Annotated in this window: 16 protein-coding genes; 12 read left to right on the top strand and 4 right to left on the bottom strand. The window is 64.9% G+C overall.

From position 1 onward, the window contains the following. Window positions 1-64 precede the first annotated feature (64 nt). The 10 genes from ASD67_RS19820 to ASD67_RS19780 all read left to right on the top strand — a co-directional run bounded on the left by ASD67_RS19820 (window position 65) and on the right by ASD67_RS19780 (window position 12631). Window positions 65-1657 (top strand): isocitrate lyase, encoded by a 1593-nt coding sequence (locus ASD67_RS19820; protein WP_056350807.1) that lies wholly within the window; start codon window positions 65-67, stop codon window positions 1655-1657. 313 nt (window positions 1658-1970) lie between these two features. Beyond that, a complete protein-coding gene (locus ASD67_RS19815) occupies window positions 1971-4406 on the top strand; it encodes a TonB-dependent receptor (protein ID WP_056350806.1) in 2436 nt (811 codons plus the stop codon). A 24-nt stretch (window positions 4407-4430) separates the two neighbouring features. Next, window positions 4431-5684, top strand: a complete 1254-nt coding sequence (locus ASD67_RS19810; protein WP_056350803.1) for a D-arabinono-1,4-lactone oxidase — start codon at window positions 4431-4433, stop codon at window positions 5682-5684. Further along, window positions 5684-6826: a DSD1 family PLP-dependent enzyme gene (locus ASD67_RS19805; protein WP_056350801.1), complete on the top strand. Its 1143-nt coding sequence runs from the start codon at window positions 5684-5686 to the stop codon at window positions 6824-6826. Before ASD67_RS19810 ends, ASD67_RS19805 begins: the two co-directional genes overlap by 1 nt. Then, window positions 6823-7974 (top strand): hypothetical protein, encoded by a 1152-nt coding sequence (locus ASD67_RS19800; RefSeq protein WP_056350799.1) that lies wholly within the window; start codon window positions 6823-6825, stop codon window positions 7972-7974. The genes ASD67_RS19805 and ASD67_RS19800 overlap by 4 nt, the downstream gene beginning before the upstream one ends. A 129-nt stretch (window positions 7975-8103) precedes the next feature. Further along, window positions 8104-9495: a GH1 family beta-glucosidase gene (locus tag ASD67_RS19795; RefSeq protein WP_235535751.1), complete on the top strand. Its 1392-nt coding sequence runs from the start codon at window positions 8104-8106 to the stop codon at window positions 9493-9495. A 169-nt stretch (window positions 9496-9664) separates the two neighbouring features. Then, on the top strand, window positions 9665-10282 hold the full coding sequence (locus tag ASD67_RS19790; protein WP_235535750.1) for a TetR/AcrR family transcriptional regulator: 618 nt from the start codon (window positions 9665-9667) through the stop codon (window positions 10280-10282). A 94-nt stretch (window positions 10283-10376) separates the two neighbouring features. Beyond that, a complete protein-coding gene (locus ASD67_RS23225) occupies window positions 10377-10523 on the top strand; it encodes a hypothetical protein (RefSeq protein ID WP_156377799.1) in 147 nt (48 codons plus the stop codon). An 86-nt stretch (window positions 10524-10609) separates the two neighbouring features. Continuing rightward, the gene (locus ASD67_RS19785) at window positions 10610-12160 is read left to right on the top strand and encodes a flavin monoamine oxidase family protein (protein ID WP_082545199.1); all 1551 of its coding nucleotides are present in this window, start codon (window positions 10610-10612) and stop codon (window positions 12158-12160) included. Between the two features lie 171 nt (window positions 12161-12331). Then, window positions 12332-12631 carry a WYL domain-containing protein gene (locus ASD67_RS19780; protein WP_056350797.1) on the top strand — a complete coding sequence of 100 codons (300 nt, stop codon included), beginning with the start codon at window positions 12332-12334 and terminating at the stop codon, window positions 12629-12631. Between the two features lie 37 nt (window positions 12632-12668). On the opposite strand, the gene ASD67_RS19775 is transcribed toward ASD67_RS19780, so the two are convergent. Together ASD67_RS19775 and ASD67_RS19770 are read right to left on the bottom strand one after the other, a co-directional pair. Next, window positions 12669-13655: a TerC family protein gene (locus ASD67_RS19775; protein WP_056350794.1), complete on the bottom strand. Its 987-nt coding sequence runs from the start codon at window positions 13653-13655 to the stop codon at window positions 12669-12671. 83 nt (window positions 13656-13738) lie between these two features. Further along, on the bottom strand, window positions 13739-13918 hold the full coding sequence (locus tag ASD67_RS19770; RefSeq protein WP_056350793.1) for a DUF465 domain-containing protein: 180 nt from the start codon (window positions 13916-13918) through the stop codon (window positions 13739-13741). A gap of 253 nt (window positions 13919-14171) precedes the next feature. On the opposite strand from ASD67_RS19770, the gene ASD67_RS19765 reads away from it, so the two are divergent. Continuing rightward, window positions 14172-14936 (top strand): crotonase/enoyl-CoA hydratase family protein, encoded by a 765-nt coding sequence (locus ASD67_RS19765; RefSeq protein ID WP_056350791.1) that lies wholly within the window; start codon window positions 14172-14174, stop codon window positions 14934-14936. Window positions 14937-14940: 4 nt separating this feature from the next. After that, window positions 14941-15825, top strand: coding sequence for an alpha/beta hydrolase family protein (locus ASD67_RS19760; RefSeq protein ID WP_235535749.1), 885 nt, complete (start codon window positions 14941-14943; stop codon window positions 15823-15825). Between the two features lie 40 nt (window positions 15826-15865). On the opposite strand, the gene ASD67_RS19755 is transcribed toward ASD67_RS19760, so the two are convergent. Both ASD67_RS19755 and ASD67_RS19750 read right to left on the bottom strand, forming a co-directional pair. Continuing rightward, window positions 15866-16672 (bottom strand): response regulator transcription factor, encoded by an 807-nt coding sequence (locus ASD67_RS19755; protein ID WP_056352206.1) that lies wholly within the window; start codon window positions 16670-16672, stop codon window positions 15866-15868. Window positions 16673-16788: 116 nt separating this feature from the next. Further along, complete coding sequence (locus ASD67_RS19750) at window positions 16789-18129, bottom strand: amidohydrolase (RefSeq protein WP_056350789.1); 1341 nt, start codon at window positions 18127-18129, stop codon at window positions 16789-16791. Window positions 18130-18219: the final 90 nt, after the last annotated feature.

Genomic DNA, 18219 nt, shown 5'->3' with positions numbered 1-18219 from the left:
GGCGGCACATCTTGCCCATCACCCGGCCGCTCTCCCCGACAGGCCGCACCGAAAGGACGATATCATGGGCTATCAGGAAGACATGGCGCAGGCAGGCCGCCTCATCCGCGATTATGACGGCACCTGGGACGGCATCAGCGGCGAAAGCATCGCCCGCATGCGCGCCCAGAACAAGTTCAAGACCGGCCTCGACGTCGCCCGCTACACTGCGCGCATCATGCGCGCCGACATGGCCGCCTATGACGCCGATCCCGCGAACTACACCCAGTCGCTCGGCTGCTGGCACGGCTTCATCGCGCAGCAGAAGATGATCTCGATCAAGAAGCATTTCGGCACCGTCAAGGGCCGCTATATCTATCTCTCGGGCTGGATGATCGCCGCGCTGCGCAGCGAATTCGGGCCGCTGCCCGACCAGTCGATGCACGAAAAGACCAGCGTCCCGGCGCTGATCGAGGAAATCTACACCTTCCTCCGCCAGGCCGACGCCCGTGAACTCGGCGGCTTGTTCCGCGACCTCGACGCCGCGCGCGCCGAGGGCGACGAGCTCAAGGCCAAGCAGATCCAGTCGGCGATCGACAATCATGAAACGCACGTCGTGCCGATCATTGCCGACATCGATGCCGGCTTCGGCAATGCCGAGGCGACCTATCTGCTCGCCAAGAAGATGATCGAGGCCGGCGCCTGCGCGCTCCAGATCGAAAACCAGGTCTCGGACGAAAAGCAGTGCGGCCATCAGGACGGCAAGGTCACCGTTCCGCACGAGGATTTCATCGCGAAGATCCGCGCCTGCCGCTACGCCTTCATGGAACTCGGGGTCGAGGACGGCATCATCGTCACCCGCACCGACAGCCTCGGCGCGGGCCTGACCAAGCAGATCGCCTTCTCGAAGGAGCCCGGCGACCTCGGCGACCAGTATAACAGCTTCCTCGACTGCGAAGAGGTTACCGGCGCAGGCAACCCGGGCGACGTGCTGATCAACCGCGACGGCAAGCTGATGCGCCCGAAGCGCCTGCCCTCGAACCTTTACCAGTTCCGTTCGGGAACCGGCGAGGACCGCTGCGTCATGGACTGCATCGCCAGCCTTCAGAACGGCGCCGACCTGCTGTGGATCGAGACCGAAAAGCCGCACATCGAACAGATCGCCTCCATGGTCGACCGCATCCGCGAAGTCGTCCCCAATGCGAAGCTCGCGTACAACAATTCGCCGAGCTTCAACTGGACGCTGAACTTCCGCCAGCAGGTGTTCGACGCGTGGGAGAAGGACGGCAAGGACGTCAGCGCCTATGACCGCGCCAAGCTGATGAGCGTCGATTATGACGGCACCGAACTCGGCGACGAAGCCGACGACCGCATCCGCTCCTTCCAGCGCGATTCGGCGAAGCGGGCGGGCATCTTCCACCACCTGATCACCCTGCCGACCTACCACACCGCGGCACTGTCGACCGACAACCTCGCCAAGGAATATTTCGGCGACGAGGCGATGCTGGGCTACGTCAAGGGCGTCCAGCGCGCCGAAATCCGCCAGGGCATCGCCTGCGTCAAGCACCAGAATATGAGCGGTAGCGACATTGGCGACGACCATAAGGAATATTTCGCCGGCGAAGCCGCGCTCAAGGCCGCGGGCAAGGACAATACCATGAACCAGTTCGCCGCGTAAATCGCGTCACCAGTTCGGCGCGGGGCGTTCCCCGGCCCGCGCCCACCGAGCTTTCCTGGGGAGGAAAGCCTGTCCGTCGGAAGCCTCCGGGCTTCCGGCGGGCATTTTTTTTGGGGCGGGGCAGACTCCCTCCTTCAATGCGTGCGTCGCCAAATTTTCTGACGGACCAATGCACTGCGCAATGGCGGCGGATACCCGAGTCCGGCCACGACGGATCACGTCTGACTGCGAGCGACAGGGCGGCGCGTGGCCATAATATAGTCTTGACTATTAGATAGCGATAGATACCCATTGTTGAAAATGGGAGGCCGACATGATGACGACAAGCAGGCTTGCATGGCTCGCAGCGACCGTGGCGATCGGCGTGGCGCCAACGGTGACGATGGCACAGGACAGCAGCGCTTCGCCGGCGACCGATTCAGGCAGCGACGCCGGACGGGTATCGGAGATCGTCGTCACCGCGCAGCGGCGCGAACAGTCGTTGCAGGAAGTGCCGATCAGCGTCACCGCCTTTAACACCGCCGGCCTGGAAGCGCTCAATGCCCAGTCGATCGGCGATCTCGACACCTTCACCCCCGGACTGACGATCAACGACACGTCGGTGACGCAGCCGAGCTATACGATCCGCGGCGTCGCGACCGACGATTTTGGCATCGGCACCGATCCGTCGGTCGGCATCTTCATCGATGGCATTTATTCGGGCAGGTCGGGCGCCTCGCTGATTTTTTTCAACGACATCGACCGCGTCGAAATCCTGAAAGGGCCGCAGGGCACCTTGTTCGGACGTAACACCTCGGCCGGCGCTATCTCGATCATCACCAAAAAGCCCGTCGATGAATTCGGGGGTTCGGCGACGCTGCAATATGGCAATTTCGACACCGTCCGCGCCGACGCCACGGTCAATATCCCACTGACCGACACGCTCTATTTCCGCGCCAACGGAGTCGTCAATCATCGCAACGGCTATTTGAAGGACGCGGTGACCGGCGAGGACCGCGAGCGCGAGAACAATGTATCGGCGCGCGCGGCGCTCCGCTGGGCGCCGAATGCCGACACCGACTTCATCCTGACCTACGATCATGATGATACCGACAAGGACGGCCCGGCGTCGGTCGGGATCAGCAATTTCGCGCTGAGCCGCAGTCCCTTCGGCCCGTTCACCAACGACGTCATCGACGACAGGGAAACGCGGATACTGAACGCGGTATCGTTGACCGCAACGCATAATGCCGGGCCGCTGACCGTCACCAGCATCAGTTCGTTCAAAAAGTTCGAGACGCACAATCGCGAGGACGAGGATGGCACCGGCGACCCGACGCGCTATCTCGACACGGAGAATATCGAGAAGAACAAGAGCTTCTATCAGGAACTGCGGCTCGGATACGACGACGGCCCGCTGAACGCGATCGCGGGGGTCAGCTATTTTCACGAGCGTGGGCGTCAGACGAGCGCGGTGACGCTGCTCAGCGATTCGGCGGACCGGCTGCTTGGTGAGCTCGCAGGCTTCCCGATCTTCACCATCCTCGACAGCGTCGGGCTTCCCGTATTCGGCGAGCAGATGCGCGAGGACATGAACAACCGCGTCGCGAACAACAGCTTCGCCGCCTTTGCCGACGCGACGTTCGAAGTGACCCCGCGCCTGAAGCTGACTGCGGGCATTCGCTACACCCGCGATAAAAAGGACTTCACCTGGCTCAACGGTGGATTCGACGGCCATGGCCTCGAGACGACGACCGCTCCGGGCGCGCTGTACAACGCGATCCTTGGCGTCCCTGCCTTTCCCGACGATGCCCAGATCAGCGTTGCCGATTTCTATCGCGCGACGGTTGGCCCCAACGGGTTGATTTTCGATGAGGGCGCGCTCGAAGGCGTGCCTTTCACCCGACGCGCGAAATTCAGCGACGTCAGCCCGCGCTTTGTCGTCCAATATGACGCGACCGACAATGTCCATCTCTATGCGTCGGCCTCGCGCGGGTACAAGGCAGGCGGATTCAATTCGGTCCAGATCAACTCCTTCTTCTCGCCCGAAAATGTCTGGAATTTTGAAGGCGGCTTCAAATCGGAGTTGTTCGATCGCCGCGTGCGCTTCAACGCCTCGACCTATTATTTCAAATACCGCAATCGCCAGTCGATCAGCCTCGAACCCAGCACCAATCCCGCCTGTCAGATATCACCCCCACCGGCAGGCACCGTGTGCCTGCCGCAATATCTCACCCGCTCGGGGGATTCGCGCGCCTATGGCATCGATCTCGATGCCCAGTTCGTCGTGTCGGACGATTTCTCGATCTCGGCGACGGCAGGCTATATCAACAGTAAATGGTCGTCGCGGGTCGAACAGGGCATCGACATTTCGGGTCAGCCGACGGGCGAACCGAGCTTCCGCGGCATATTGGGCGCCCATTATCTGCGCGACACGGGCAGCGGCGCGCTGTTCGCCGATGTCAGCTACAGCTACACCACGCATCAGCGGATCAACGACGCGGTGCGCTTCACAGATGCCGCGATCGCCCCCTTCGTCGATTTTTCGCAGCTTGGCCGGCTCCGTTCGGCGCGCAATATCGTGAACGCCAAGATCGGTTATCGCTTTGGCGAAGACCATCGCTTCTCGATCGCGGCCTATGCGGAAAACCTGCTCAACAAGAAATATCTGCGGACGCTCAACACGATTTCGGCCGATGTGTTCCAGACGCCGTATGTGCGCCGCGACCGACCCGCTTTCTATGGAGTCGAGCTTGGCTTCAAATTCTGACGATCAACGGGCGGGACAGAATAGATGAGCTGGTCAAACTGGTCGGGCAGCGTCAGTGCGACGGGGGCAGTGCTGCGTCCGCGCACCGAGGTCGAACTCGGTGCCGGGGTTCGCGATGCCCGCGCGGTGCGCGCGACGGGTGCGGGGCACAGCTTCATGCCGCTGTGCGCGTCCGACGGGCTGATCGTCTGCCTCGAGGATATGGCGGGGGTGATGACGATCGCGCCCGATCGCAAGACCGCGCGCATTCCGGCGGGATGGAGCATCAAGCGGCTGACGGCCGCACTTGCCGACGAAGGCCTCGCGCTCGCCAATCAGGGCGACGTGAACCCGCAGAGCCTTGCCGGCGCGATGGCGACGGGAACGCACGGGACCGGTCTCGATCTCGGCAATCTCGCAACCTTCGCGCGTGGTTTTCGGCTGGTCGGCGCCGACGGCGAGGCCCGATGGTGCGACGCGCAGACCAATCGCGAACTGTTCGAGGCGCAGCGCCTGTCGCTGGGACTGTTCGGGATCGCGACCGAAATCGAATGCGATATCGTTCCGGCCTATTATCTTGCCGAGCGGGTCCGGAAGATGCGCTGGGATGAAGCGCGCGAACGCTTCGATACGCTGACCGGTGAACATCGCCACGTCGAATTCTGGTTCTTTCCCCACGCCGATCACGTCATCCTGAAGACCCTGTCGCTGATCGACCCCTGCGAGGCGCCACCGAGCACGAGCGACATCGACGAGGCGCCCTTTCGCCGCGTGCTGGGAATCGGCGCGAAGCTGCCTTTTCTGATTCCCAGCCTGCAGCGGATGATGATGAAGACGGGTTTCGAGGGTGGCCGGCGCGGTCCCGCGCATGCGATTTTTCCGTCCGATCGAACGATCCGCTTCGAAGAGATGGAATATGAGATGCCGCACGCGGTCGGCCTCGAAGCCTTGTCCGCGGTCGTCGACTGGATCCGCAAGAAACGCCTGCCGGTGTCCTTCCCGTTCGAATATCGCACCGTCGCCGGCGACGATATCTGGATGAGCCCGATGAACCGGGGACCCGTCGCCGCAATCTCGATGCACCAATATGCGCTTATGCCTTGGCGCAGCCTGTTCGCCGATGCCGAGGCGATTTTCCGCGACCATGGCGGGCGACCGCACTGGGCAAAGCGCCACACGCTGTCGCGCGCCGATGTCGATACGCTCTATCCGATGGCCGAACGCTATCGCGAAGTGCGCCGCGCCGTCGATCCCGACGGCAAATTCCTCAATGCCCATATGGCGGAGCTGTTCAGCTGATGGACGATATCGAACTTCATGGCGCCCTGATCGGCCAGCAGGGCTCGCGCGCGGCCCTCAACACGCCGGTGCTGGTCCTCGATCTCGATATTCTCGACCGCAACATCGCCGCGATGGCGGTACTGGCGAAAGCGCATGGCGTGACGCTGCGCCCGCACGCCAAGACACACAAGAGCGTCGACATCGCCAAGCGCCAGCTCGCGGCGGGCGCGGTCGGACTGTGCTGCGCCAAAATCGGCGAGGCCGAGGTGCTCGCCGACGGCGAGATCACCGGACTGCTGATCACGTCGCCGGTCAGCGCCCCCGCCGCGATCGTGCGGCTGGCATCGCTCGCGAAGCGGAGCGCCGGCCTCATCGCGACCGTCGACAACCCCGCCGTCGTCGCACGGATCGCGCGGGCGCTGACCGACGCGGACGCATCGCTCGACGTGATGATCGACATCGATCCGGGCATTCGCCGCACCGGCGTCGCCTCGCCCGAAGCCGCGGTCGAACTGGCTGAGGCGATTGCCGCCGCCGGGAATCTCCGCCTGCGCGGGGTGCAATATTATTGCGGGATGCAGCAGCATGTCGAGGATTATGCCGAACGCCGCGCCGCGATCGTCGAGCGCACCGATTACCTGCAAAGCGTGATCGCCGCACTGACCGAGGCGGGCCATGCGCCCGAAATCGTCAGCGGATCGGGCACGGGTACGCACCGCATCGACCTCGACATCGGGGTCTTCACGGAATTGCAGACCGGCTCCTATGCGCTGATGGACAAGCAATATCTCGACTGCGATCTGACCGGCGATGCGACAATCCCCTTCGCGCCGTCGCTCGGGGTCGATGCCCGCGTCGTCAGCGCCAATCACGACGCGCTGGTGACGATCGACGCCGGGTTCAAATCGCTGTCGACCGACGGTGGGGTTGCGGTGGTGACACGCGGCGCGCCGGCCGAGACGATGTTCGTTTTCATGGGCGACGAACATGCCGCGCTGATCGGCCCCGACATCGGGTCGCGCCTTCGGCCCGGCGACCCTGTGAGCCTGACGGTGCCGCACTGCGACCCGACGGTGAACCTCTATGATCATTATCATGTCGTGCAAGGCGACACGCTCGTCGCGATCTGGCCGGTAAGCGCACGCGGCCGCGCGCGTTGACCGCGGAGGCCGCCTTCAGCGCCCGCCAGACCGCCGCGGTGATGGTCGTCGGCGTCATCGGGGTGCTGATCCCGGGACTACAGCCGCAATTGCTGGGTGCGCTGCTCGCCGAAGCCAAGCTATCGACGAATGCGCTCGGCCTGCTGGCGACGGCGGAATTGCTCGCGATGGGGATCGCCGCGGGAACCGCCGGATTACTGCTCTCGGTCGGTCGGCTGCGCCTGATTGCCGCGGCTGCCCTGACGGCGACAGCCGCCCTCGACCTTGGCACGCCTTTTGTGTCGGGCGGTGGATTGTTCGCTGCTCGCATCGCCGCAGGCCTTGCCGAAGGGGTGCTGATTTGGATCGCCATCGGCCTGATCGTCCGCGCGCGCCGACCCGAGCGCTGGTCGGGCATCTATCTGGCACTGCAGACGGTCACGCAGCTCGCGCTCGCGACGGCGATGGGTCTGGCGGTCATCCCGCGGTTCGGATCGGCCGGGGGCTTCACCCTGCTTGCGCTGGTAACGGCGCTCGGCCTTGCCGCGCTGCCATTGCTTCCCCGCGCCTATGCCGATCTCGATCATGGCGATGCGGCGGGATCCGCCCTGCCCGCGCGCGGCATCATCGCGCTCGCCGGGGTGACGCTCTATCTCGCGTTCATCGTCTCGGTGTGGGTCTATATCGAACCGCTCGGGCTGCAACGTGGCATCGATGCCGCCACCGTCCGGCTGGTCGCGCCGCTGTCGCTGGCGATGCAGGTGGCGGGCGCCGCTGTGGCGGCGATGCTGGCCGGGCGCCTGCCCGCGCGCGCGGTCGTCACCGCCATTGCGATGGCCAACCTCGTCCTGCTGGCGGTCATGGCCGCCCCGCCGTCGGCTTCCGCCTTTGTGATCGCCACCGCGCTGTTCGGCTTTCTCTGGCTGTTCGCGATGCCGTTTCAGGTCCCGATCCTGATCGCGGCCGACCCCAGCCGCCGCGCCGCGATGCTGATCGGCGGTGCACAATTGATCGGGTCGAGCCTCGGGCCGTTCATCGCGGCGTTTCTCGTCAGCGACCGCGACGTCGGGCCCGTGCTCTGGTTCGGTGCGGCCTGCGCCGCGGCAGGTACCATCGCATTGGTCGGTGCGCGGGTGGGCCGATCGGCGGCCGCCCCGCGGCCGGCGTGATGACGGATCGCTGGATATGACTTTTTCGCGATTTTCCTTGCCGACATGGACTGTTTGAAAGGTCGAGACATGCTTTCACGTCGTCATTTGATCGCTGCCGGCATTGTATCGGCTGGACTGGGATCGAGCGTGCACGCGCGCAAACTGGCTCAGCTGGACAATGTGTTGGCGCCCTTCCCCGCGAATTTCGCCTTCGGCGCCGCGACCTCGGCCTATCAGATCGAAGGGGCGGTCGATGAGGATGGCCGCGGCGCATCGTCATGGGATCGTTTCTGCGCCGAACCAGGGCGCGTGAAAGGTGGCGCCAGCGGTGCCGTCGCCGACGACCATTATCATCGTTTCGGCGACGATGTGGCGTTGATGAAAGCGCTCGGGCTGACCCACTACCGCTTTTCGATCGCCTGGCCGCGGATCGTACCGACGGGGTCGGGCGCCTCCAATCCCAAAGGGCTCGATTTCTACGACCGGCTGATCGATGCCTTGCTCGCCGCGGGAATCAAGCCGGTCGCGACCTTGTTCCATTGGGACACCCCGGCGCCGCTCGAGGATGCGGGGGGCTGGATGGTCCGCGATACCGCGCTCCGCTTTGCCGATTATGCCGCGCTGGTCGGAAAACGATACGCCGACCGCGTGGCGATGTGGATGCCGCTCAACGAACCGCTATCGCTGACGTCGATGGGATATATGCTGGGCCTCCACGCCCCCGGCAAGCAGCTGGGCATGGCCGCGCTGGCGGCGGCGCACCATCAGCTACTGGCGCATGGCCTGGGCGTCGGCGCGCTGCGCGCTGCCGGGGCGAGCGCGATCGGAATCGCCAACGTCCACGCCCCCACATGGCCTGCCAGCGCCGCATCCGCAGACGTGGACGCGGCGAAAATATACGACGATCTGGTCAACTGGACCTTCGCCGATCCCCTGTTGGCCGGCACCTATCCGGCAGGCGTGGCGGAGTTGATGCCGGTGCAAGCGGACGATCTGAAGATCATCGCGGCGCCGCTCGACTGGTACGGCGTAAATTATTATAATCCAACCCGCGTCGGCGCTCCCGACGGACGCGCCGCGATTATCGATGGTGCAGCCATAGCGGCGCAACCGCTCTTTTCGATTCAGGACATAGCGGGCTATCCCCAAACCGACTTCGGATGGCCGGTCATTCCCGCCGGGCTGGAAGAAATTCTAACGCAATTGCAGGCCCGCTACGGCGCGAAATTGCCGCCGATCTACATCACCGAGAACGGCTGCTCGTACAACGACGGGCCGGGCGCCGACGGCCGTGTTCGCGATGCCCGGCGCGTCGAATATGTCAGCTCTCATCTTGGCGCGTTACAGGCCGCTATGGGGCGGGGAATCGATGTGCGCGGCTATTTCGCATGGTCGCTGATGGACAATTTCGAATGGGCGGCGGGTTACGATCAGCGCTTTGGATTGATCCATGTCGACTATGAAACATTGCAGCGCACGCCCAAGGATTCCTTCCATTGGTATCGCGCGCTGATCCAAAAGAATCGTGCGGCGCGGTGAGTATCAGTCGGCCGCAAACGACGCCGCGGACGGCACCAAAGCCATTCGATGACGCGTCATTCGCGACATCGAAGATGACGCGCAGTCGCTGGGCCGATATGGTAGCCATCAGGTCATCAAACGAGTGGGGTACCGGATTCGACCCGCCCATGATCATGGAAAGGTCGATGTGAACGCCCGCGCCAAAATCAATCCCCGCTCGCCGCCCAAGCAGGAGCGCGCACAGGCGACTTACGACTTGCTGCTCGACGTCGCCGGCGAACTTTTGGGCGAAGTCGGCATCGAACGCATCTCGACCAACATGATCTGCGCGCGCGCCGGTTTGACGCCGCCAGCGCTCTATCGTTATTTCAAGGATAAATATGCCGTGCTCGAGGCGCTGGGGCAACGCCTGATGACCAAGCAGAACGACGTACTGGAAGCGTGGATCGCGCGCCATGTCGATCAGGGCGTCGATGCGCTGCGCGACAATATCGAGGAGCTGATGCGCGAAACGGCGGCGGTGACGCGCCCCGAACCCGGCGCCGTGTGGATTCTGCGCGCGCTCCACGCAACGCCCCAACTTGCGCATATCCGCCTCGAATCGCACCGCTATGTCACCGACCGGCTGGTCGAAGCCTATGCCCGCAATCTGCCCGACGCCGACCGCGACAAGCTGTGGCAGGAACTGCGCCTGACGGTCGAACTGGGCTTCGCCGCCGACGAGATGCTCTATGAAGAAACGCGCGTGTCGCCCGACGCCATATTCCGCCTCACCGCACGCATGCTGCGTGGCGATCAATCTTGAAGGAGCTTTTGATCGGTGATGGGCTCAAGACCGAAGTGTTGGGCGTAGCTAACTGAAGATCGATATCAAAACCGTGGTTTGAAAGCCCGATAGCGTGAAGCAGCTCGAGATAGATCGGCGCAAACCCGCAATCCGCTTTGAGCGCCTCGCGAAGACGGCCGCGCAGTTCAGCACGACCGCGTTGAGTCAGCCGCTGATCGGCCCTGTCCCGACCGGGGTCGGCCTGCCCGCGTTCGTCTGACGATACCCACAACTGCCGCCGTATAGTCGCACTCACCCCCCAACCATGCTACACCTCCCCTGGGCGCACATCAGGGGAGAAAACCGATGCGGGGTTCCGGGCCGTTGTGGGGGCTGCTCAATCAGGCCCGCCGTGCCAATCTGGCCGAACAGGGCGCGCCGCCGCCGATCGCCGCACCGCAAGGGATCACCCGCCGCCGGATGCTCGCCGCGCTGGGCGTCGCCTCGGCGCTTCCCTTGGTCGGCTGGCCCGCTCCGTCGCGCGCCGCGTCCGGCCTGCGTGTCGCCGTCATCGGCGGCGGGCTCGCGGGGTTGACCGCGCTCGATGCGCTGACCGCCGCCGGGGTCGAGGCGCATCTTTACGAAGCGCGGGGCCGGCTCGGCGGGCGCGTGCTCACCGCGAATAACGCCCCCGAACCGGGGCTGAATATCGAGGATGGCGGCAACCTCATCAACACCGACCATGACGACATGCTCGCGCTGGCGAAGCGCTTCGGCATTCCGCTGATCGACCGCAAGCCGATGGCCGCGCACACCCGCTACGTCGCCGACGGGCGCCTGCTCGGCGACGCCGAACTGATCGAGGACCTGCGCCCGATCGCCGCGCATATCGGCCGGGATGCGGAGATTCTCGACGCCGACTACGCGGTTGCCTCGATCGGGCTCGACTCGATTTCGGTCGCCACCTATCTTGACGCCAATGCCGCGTTGATGAAGCCGCACGTCCGCGCGCTGATCGAGGCGACGATCCGCACCGAATTCGGCGCCGAACCCGATCAGGCCTCGGCGCTGGAACTGCTGTTCAACCTGCCCGTCGTCGACGGCGAACAGGCCGAACTGATCTCGCTCAGCGACGAGCGCTTCATCCTTACCGGCGGTTCGTCGAGCATCGTCAGGGCGCTGTCCGAACCGTTGATGTCGCGCATCTCGACCGGCCATGCGCTGCGGTCGATCGCCCCGGACGAGGACGGACTCGACCTGCGCTTCGCCAATGGCAAGCGCGACCGCGTCGACCGCGTGATCGTCACCGTGCCCGCGCCGCTGATGCGCACGATCGACTATGGTGGCCTGCTTCCCAAAGCCTGGGCGGAACTGGTCGGCGAGATCGATTGCGGCCGCAATGAAAAGATCAACGCCGGCTATGCATCGCGCGTCTGGGAGCCGGCGACCGGCCCCGCGGGGTCCGCCTGGGCGGTCGACACCAAGGGGCCGGGCGTCTTCTCCGAATTTTGGGACGCCAGTTCGGGCCAGCCGGGCGAAGCCGGGGTGCTCACCTGGTTCTTCGGCGGCGATCAGGTCGATGCGCTGATGGCCGCCAGACCCGAAACGACCCTGCGCCGCGCCGAAGCGGCGATCGCGCCGGCCGTTCCGGGCCTCAAGGCTCGCACGATGCGCCGCACGGCATGGAGCAAGGATCCTTTCGCGCGCGGCGCTTACTCGACCTTCAAACCCGGCCAACTCACCCGCTTCGCCCCGCATTTCTGGGTCGAAGAGGATGGCAAGGCGACGCGGCAGGCGGTCGCCGGACCGATCGTCTTTGCCGGCGAGCATCTGTCCGACGCCTTCCCCGGCTATATGAACGGCGGGGCGCAGACCGGGCGGCTGGCGGCGGCGGCGATATTGGCTGGCCTTGGCTGACGAAAATCGCGCGAAAAACTGACGTTCTTTCAATTCACCGCGCCCGACACCCCCTCGTCCCAAAGCTATTCATCAACTTTTTTGTCGATTCCGACCTTGAACCTTCACAAACGACGTGCATTATGGTGCAATGCACAATCAGAATCCCTTCTCCCTGCGATCGATCGAGCGATGAACGATACCCGCCTGAAACTGATGGAAGCCATCGCGCGCCGGCGCCGCGTCACCGCGCACTATAACGGCAACCAGATGGTCCTCGCGCCGCACCAGATGTTCGAACGCCGCGGCGACCTGTTCGTCAGCGCGCTCAACCTCAGCAAGAACTGGCGCTCGCCCGACGACTGGAAGCTCGGCCATTTCAAGCTCGACGGCCTCGCCGTGACCGAATTGCAGGACGAGGAGTTCGAGCCTTTGCCGTCGTTCGAGGCCGCGGCGCCGCACGCCGACGACACCCTGCTCCTCGCCGTCTGAGCGAAAAAGGGCGGGCATCGCGGCCCGCCCCTTCCCCTTATTTATCGGCGACCAGCGGCTCGTCGCTCGTCTTGACCAGCGACCAGATCACCCCACCCGCGATCAGCGCGACGGTGACGCCCAGGCTGACCAAAGGCGGGAATTTGTCGCCGCCGAGGATGAAATCGGCGACGAAGATCTTCGACCCGATGAACACCAGCACCAGCGCCAGCGCATATTTCAGATAGTGGAAGCGGTGGACCATCGCCGACAGCGCGAAATAGAGCGCGCGCAGGCCGAGGATCGCCATGATGTTCGAGGTATAGACGATGAAGGTGTCGGTCGTGATCGCGAAGATCGCCGGCACGCTGTCGACCGCGAACACCAGGTCGGCGAGGTTGATCACCACCAGCGCGAGGAACAGCGGCGTCGCCGCCGTCACCAGCTTGCCAGTCTTGCTATCGGGCTGCTTGACGAAGAATTTCTCGCCATGCAGCTCGTCCGTCAGCGGAATGTGCCGCGACAGCCACTTCACCACCGGATTGCCCTTGACGTCCATCGGCGTGTCGTCGGCGAACAGCATCTTCACGCCGGTGAAGATCAGGAACGCGGCGAAGATATAGAGCACCCAGCCATATTCGGTGACCAGCGCCGCGCCGCCCGCAATCATGATGCCGCGCAGCACGATTACCGCGACAATGCCCCAGAGCAGCGCACGATACTGAAAGCGCGGCGGGATCGCGAAGGTCGCGAAGATCAGCGAGATCACGAAGATATTGTCGATCGACAATGCCTTCTCGATGAAGAAACCGGTGTAATATTGCAGCCCCGCCTCGCCGCCCTTCGCGGCCCAGATCCAGGCGCCGAACGCCAAGGCGATGCTGATGTAAAAGGCCGAGAGCTTAAGGCTCTCGCCGATCCCCATTTCCTTGTTCTCCTTGTTCAGGAAGCCAAGGTCGAAGGCGGTGAGCAGCACGACCAGCCCGATAAAGGCCAGCCAGAACCAGGCCGGGGTGCCCAGCCAGTCCGCGGTCAGAAATTCCATGATATTGTCCCTGGTACAGGTCGAACGCGCCGCCCGCCCCTCAGGGAGGGGAAAGCCGCGCGCCCGTCATTCTTGTTGTTGGATCAGCGCGCCAGCGCGGGCTGCATCTGCGCGGCGAGCCGGCGCTTGACCGCGAGCTTCGCCGCTTTCAGCCGCAGCAGGCGGAACGCATCGGCGCCGCAGCGCCGTCCCTCGCTGCGCACGGCGTCGTCGAGCCGGCGGTACAGCGCGGTCAGTTTATAAAATCGCGAATATGACGTCATACAGGCCTCCTGATTGAGCGAACTCAAAAGACAGGTGACGCCGACGCCCGAACCCTTGTCAGGGGGGAGATGGGCCGCAAGCATCGGTGTCACCCGATGCGGTCCGACATCACGTGGCGGGAAATATCCCGCCGACGCCAGAGGGGCCCGGCCCGCATGCCTCCCATCTAGAGACGCGGGGGCTGGCTTTCAAGGGGCCACCGCGTCATGCTGGCGCAAGCCGGCCTCGTCCCGGCGCCGGGGGAGTCTTTTCATGTCCGTCCTTGTCGACCGCGACGGTCCGGTTTTCATCGTCACCATCGACCGCCCGGCGAAGCGGGGCGCCGTCGATCCCGCGACCGCCGCCGCGCTTCGCGACGCGTTCGCCGACTTCTCCCACGACGACACGGCAAGCGTCGCGATCCTCACCGGCAGCGGCGGCCATTTCTGCGCGGGCTTCGACCTCACGGCTGTCGGCCAGACCCGCTACGACCCCGACGGCCCCGGCCCGATGGGCCCGACAAGGATGCTGCTCGAAAAGCCGGTGATCGCCGCAGTCGAGGGCCATGCCGTCGCCGGCGGGCTCGAACTCGCTTTGTGGTGCGACCTGCGCGTCGCGGCCGAGAGCGCGGTGTTCGGCGTCTATTGCCGCCGCTGGGGCGTGCCGCTGATCGACGGCGGCACCGTCCGCCTGCCGCGCATCGTCGGTCAGGGCCGCGCGCTCGACATGATCCTGACCGGCCGCCCGGTCGACGCCGCCGAAGCCCAGCGCATCGGCCTCGCCGACCGTGTCGTCCCCGACGGCGAAGCGCTGCCCACCGCGATCGCGCTCGCCAAACAGATCGCCGCCTTCCCGCAGCTTTGCATGACCAGCGACCGGATGAGCGCCTATCGCCAATGGGACCATGACATCGAAGCCGCGCTTGCCCACGAGGCCCACGCCGGCGTCGCCCCGCTGCGCGAAGGCGCCGCCGCGGGCGCCAGACGTTTCACCGAAGGCGAAGGCCGCAGCGGCAGCTTCGCGGCTTTCAAGGGATAATGACATGATGCTGAAACTCGCCATCGCCGCCGCGCTGCTCGCCCTGCCGCTTCCTGCACTCGCCCAGCCCGCAAACATCCCCGCCGCAATCTACACCGACCCGCCTGCCGACAAGGCGTTCCCCGCCGCGATGGAAGTCGTCCATATCCCGACCGGCGGGGTCGAGATCAACGGCATCGTCTATGTCGCCGCAGGTGCCGGCCCACACCCGACGGTCATCCTCTGTCACGGCCTGCCCGGCAACGAAAAGAGCCTCGACCTCGCACAGGCGATGCGCCGCGCCGGCTGGACCGTGATCGCTTTCAACTATCGCGGCTCGTGGGGCAGCCCCGGCGAATATCGCTTCGCGCAGAACCTCGAGGACGCCGACGCCGTCCTCGCCTTCGCGCGCGACCCCGCCAACGCCGCCAAGCTGCGCATCGACCCCAAACGCCTCGTCATCATCGGCCACAGCATGGGCGGCTGGGTCACCGCGCTCACCGCCGCGCACGACAAAAACCTGCTCGGCGCCGCGATGATCTCCGCCGCCAACCTCGGCGCCTTCGCCAAGGCCCCACGCGACCAGCTCGCCGTGGGCATGAAGGAAAACGGCCAGGAGGCCCTCGCCGGCACCTCGCCCGAAATCATGGCCGACGAGCTGATCGCCAAGGGCGACGCCTTCGACTGGCAAAAAGCCGCGCCCGCGCTCGCCACCACCAACCTCTTCATCCTCTCCTCCGACGATGGCCTCGCTCCGGGCACTGATGCACTAGCCAAGGCGATCCAGGATGGCGGCGGGACGAAGGTGAAGACGCTGCACGTCGCGACCGACCATAGCTGGTCGGACGCGCGGATCCGGTTGCAGGCGGAGGTTCTGCGGTGGCTCGAAACCCTGAAAGCCGGGGAATAGGCCACCGCGGCCCGCCGCTGCAACCGACACCGGCGCGCGATCAATCCATGCGATTGAAATGCGTCGTTTCCAGCTTCTCGCGACTGTTGCCCGACCAGACGATCGTTTCGGTCATCGATTCCCGATCCTTGGCGACGGTGTAGACCCGCGTCGACACCCGCGCGCCGGCCTTGCCCAAGGTCATCACCAACGTGTCCGGCGCCGGCTGGCGCAGCGCCACGCTGTCGATGAAATCCATATTGCCCGTGATCGGCACCGCTACGCCGTCGAGCGCCGCGGTCGATTCCGAATAGCGGCGCGACCCGTCGGGCGCGACGATTTCGACGCGCGTTTTCCATTTGCCGTCCGGCGCGGCATCGAAAGCGATGGTCACCCGCTGCGGCCGCTCGTTTACGGGCATCGGCGAAGTGTCGAGCGACCAGCTTCCGGCGAGCGGCAGCGGCTGCGAGGCAGCGCTGGCAACGGCGGCCGGCGCGGCGGCCTGTTCCGCCGACGGCGCGGCGGCGAGCATCAGGCCGGCGGCGGCCAGAGGTATCGTAATGAGCATGACGATCATTCCTTTCGAACCGCGCGCCCCTATGGCCGCGGTGTGCTCCCGGTCCTTCCCGACCGAGCGCGCGTTCGAAAGATCGATATTTTTGTCACAATTTTCTGGGGCATCCAGAAGGCGAGCCAACTCGCGGCTGCTGCCGACCCCCGTCTTGCGGCGAGCGCTGCGCAACCGCTCGTTGATCGCGGTTTCCGAATTCTCCAGACGCGCGGCGATCGTCTTCACCGTATGCCCGGCGGCGAGCAGCCGCAGGATCTCCAGCTCGCGGTCGGTCAGGCAGGCGGACAAGCCGGGCATGGGATGATTGGCAGGCATGGGCTGTTGCTCACCATAGCGCCGCGAACAGGTCCATCCCAATTTATTTGGGAAGCGGTCAGTGTTGGAAAGACCCGCCCGGACTTGAGCGCTCTCGGCTATTTCTTCCCCATCAACTTCATCGCCATCCCCGTCAGCGCCTCGGTCGCCGTCGAGATCACCGTGTCCGCCTCGGGCGCCCAGAAGGGCGAGTGCAGGCTCGGCAGGCTCTTCCCCGCCTTTTGCGCCGCGTCATATTCGGCGCGCGGGACGCCGCCGACCCAGATGATCAGGCTTTTCACATCCTTGTTCGCGTCGCGCGAATAGCGGCTGAAATCCTCGCCGCCCATCACCGGCGGCATCTTCGTCACCCGTGCCTCGCCGAACTGCGTCTTCAAAAACGCCGCCATATCCTCGGTGAAATCGACGGTGTTGAAGGTCGCGGGGGTATATTCGTCCTTCTGCACGCTCACCACCGGCATCTTGTCGTCGGGCATGCCCGCCGCGATCGCCTCGCCCTTCGCGATGCGCGCGATGCCGTCGAGCAGATGATTGCGCACCTCGTCCGAATAGCTGCGCACCGTCAGCTGCAGCTTCGCCTCGTCCGAAATGATATTATGCTTGGCCCCCGCGTGGAAGCTGCCGACGGTCACCACCGCGCTGTCGAGCGGGCTGATCTCGCGCGACACCAGGGTCTGCAGCGCGCCGACGATGCGGCTCGCCAGCACGATCGGGTCCTTGGTCGTCTGCGGATAGGCGCCGTGCCCGCCAACCCCCTTCACGAGGATATCGACGCTGTCGACATTGGCGAGCGCATAGCCCGGCGTATAGCCGATCTGCCCCGCAGGAAACTGCGCCGCATCGTGGAACGCGAGGGCATATTGCGGCTTGGGAAAGCGCGTATAGAGCCCGTCCTCGAGCATCATCCGCGCGCCCGCGCCGCGTTCCTCGGCGGGCTGGCCGATCATCACCAACGTGCCCGACCATTTGTCCTTGTTCGCCGCCATGCGCCGCGCGACGCCGACCCAAGCGGTCATATGCGTGTCGTGGCCGCACGCGTGCATCACGCCGGTCTCGACGCCTTCCTTGGTCGTGACGCGCACCTTCGACGCGCCGGGCAGCCCGGTCTGTTCGATCACCGGCAGCCCGTCCATGTCGGCGCGCAGCATCACCACCGGGCCGGGGCCATTCTCCATCACCGCGACGATGCCGGTACCGCCGACCTTTTCGGTGACCTTGAAGCCCAGCTTGCGCGCCTCGGCGGCCATGATGCCCGCCGAGCGGACCTCCATGAAACTGAGTTCGGGGTTGGCGTGCAGGTCGGCATAGATCGCCATCAGCGACGGCATGTCCTTCTTGATCTCGGCCTGGATCGCCGGGTCGGCGGTCTGCGCCACCGTGGAAACCGCACCCACAGCCGAAAGCGCAAGGGCTGCCACGCCCGCCAGCAAAATCCGCATCTTATTCCCCTGTTTCAAGCCATGATGGCCTTGGTTATCCGTTCGTGTCGAGCGAAGTCGAGACATCCATGCGGCGTGCGGGGCTTCGCG

The sequence above is a fragment of the Sphingopyxis sp. Root1497 genome, from assembly GCF_001427085.1.
Lineage (GTDB): Bacteria > Pseudomonadota > Alphaproteobacteria > Sphingomonadales > Sphingomonadaceae > Sphingopyxis.
This window is presented reverse-complemented; position numbering and strand designations above follow the sequence as displayed.

Coding starts and splice junctions, on each gene's coding strand:
- ASD67_RS19820 (WP_056350807.1), top strand. CDS start 65: ATGGGCTATCAGGAAGACATGGCGCAGGCAGGCCGCCTCATCCGCGAT.
- ASD67_RS19815 (WP_056350806.1), top strand. CDS start 1,971: ATGATGACGACAAGCAGGCTTGCATGGCTCGCAGCGACCGTGGCGATC.
- ASD67_RS19810 (WP_056350803.1), top strand. CDS start 4,431: ATGAGCTGGTCAAACTGGTCGGGCAGCGTCAGTGCGACGGGGGCAGTG.
- ASD67_RS19805 (WP_056350801.1), top strand. CDS start 5,684: ATGGACGATATCGAACTTCATGGCGCCCTGATCGGCCAGCAGGGCTCG.
- ASD67_RS19785 (WP_082545199.1), top strand. CDS start 10,610: ATGCGGGGTTCCGGGCCGTTGTGGGGGCTGCTCAATCAGGCCCGCCGT.
- ASD67_RS19780 (WP_056350797.1), top strand. CDS start 12,332: ATGAACGATACCCGCCTGAAACTGATGGAAGCCATCGCGCGCCGGCGC.
- ASD67_RS19775 (WP_056350794.1), bottom strand. CDS start 13,655: ATGGAATTTCTGACCGCGGACTGGCTGGGCACCCCGGCCTGGTTCTGG.
- ASD67_RS19770 (WP_056350793.1), bottom strand. CDS start 13,918: ATGACGTCATATTCGCGATTTTATAAACTGACCGCGCTGTACCGCCGG.
- ASD67_RS19765 (WP_056350791.1), top strand. CDS start 14,172: ATGTCCGTCCTTGTCGACCGCGACGGTCCGGTTTTCATCGTCACCATC.
- ASD67_RS19760 (WP_235535749.1), top strand. CDS start 14,941: ATGATGCTGAAACTCGCCATCGCCGCCGCGCTGCTCGCCCTGCCGCTT.
- ASD67_RS19755 (WP_056352206.1), bottom strand. CDS start 16,672: ATGCCCGGCTTGTCCGCCTGCCTGACCGACCGCGAGCTGGAGATCCTG.
- ASD67_RS19750 (WP_056350789.1), bottom strand. CDS start 18,129: ATGCGGATTTTGCTGGCGGGCGTGGCAGCCCTTGCGCTTTCGGCTGTG.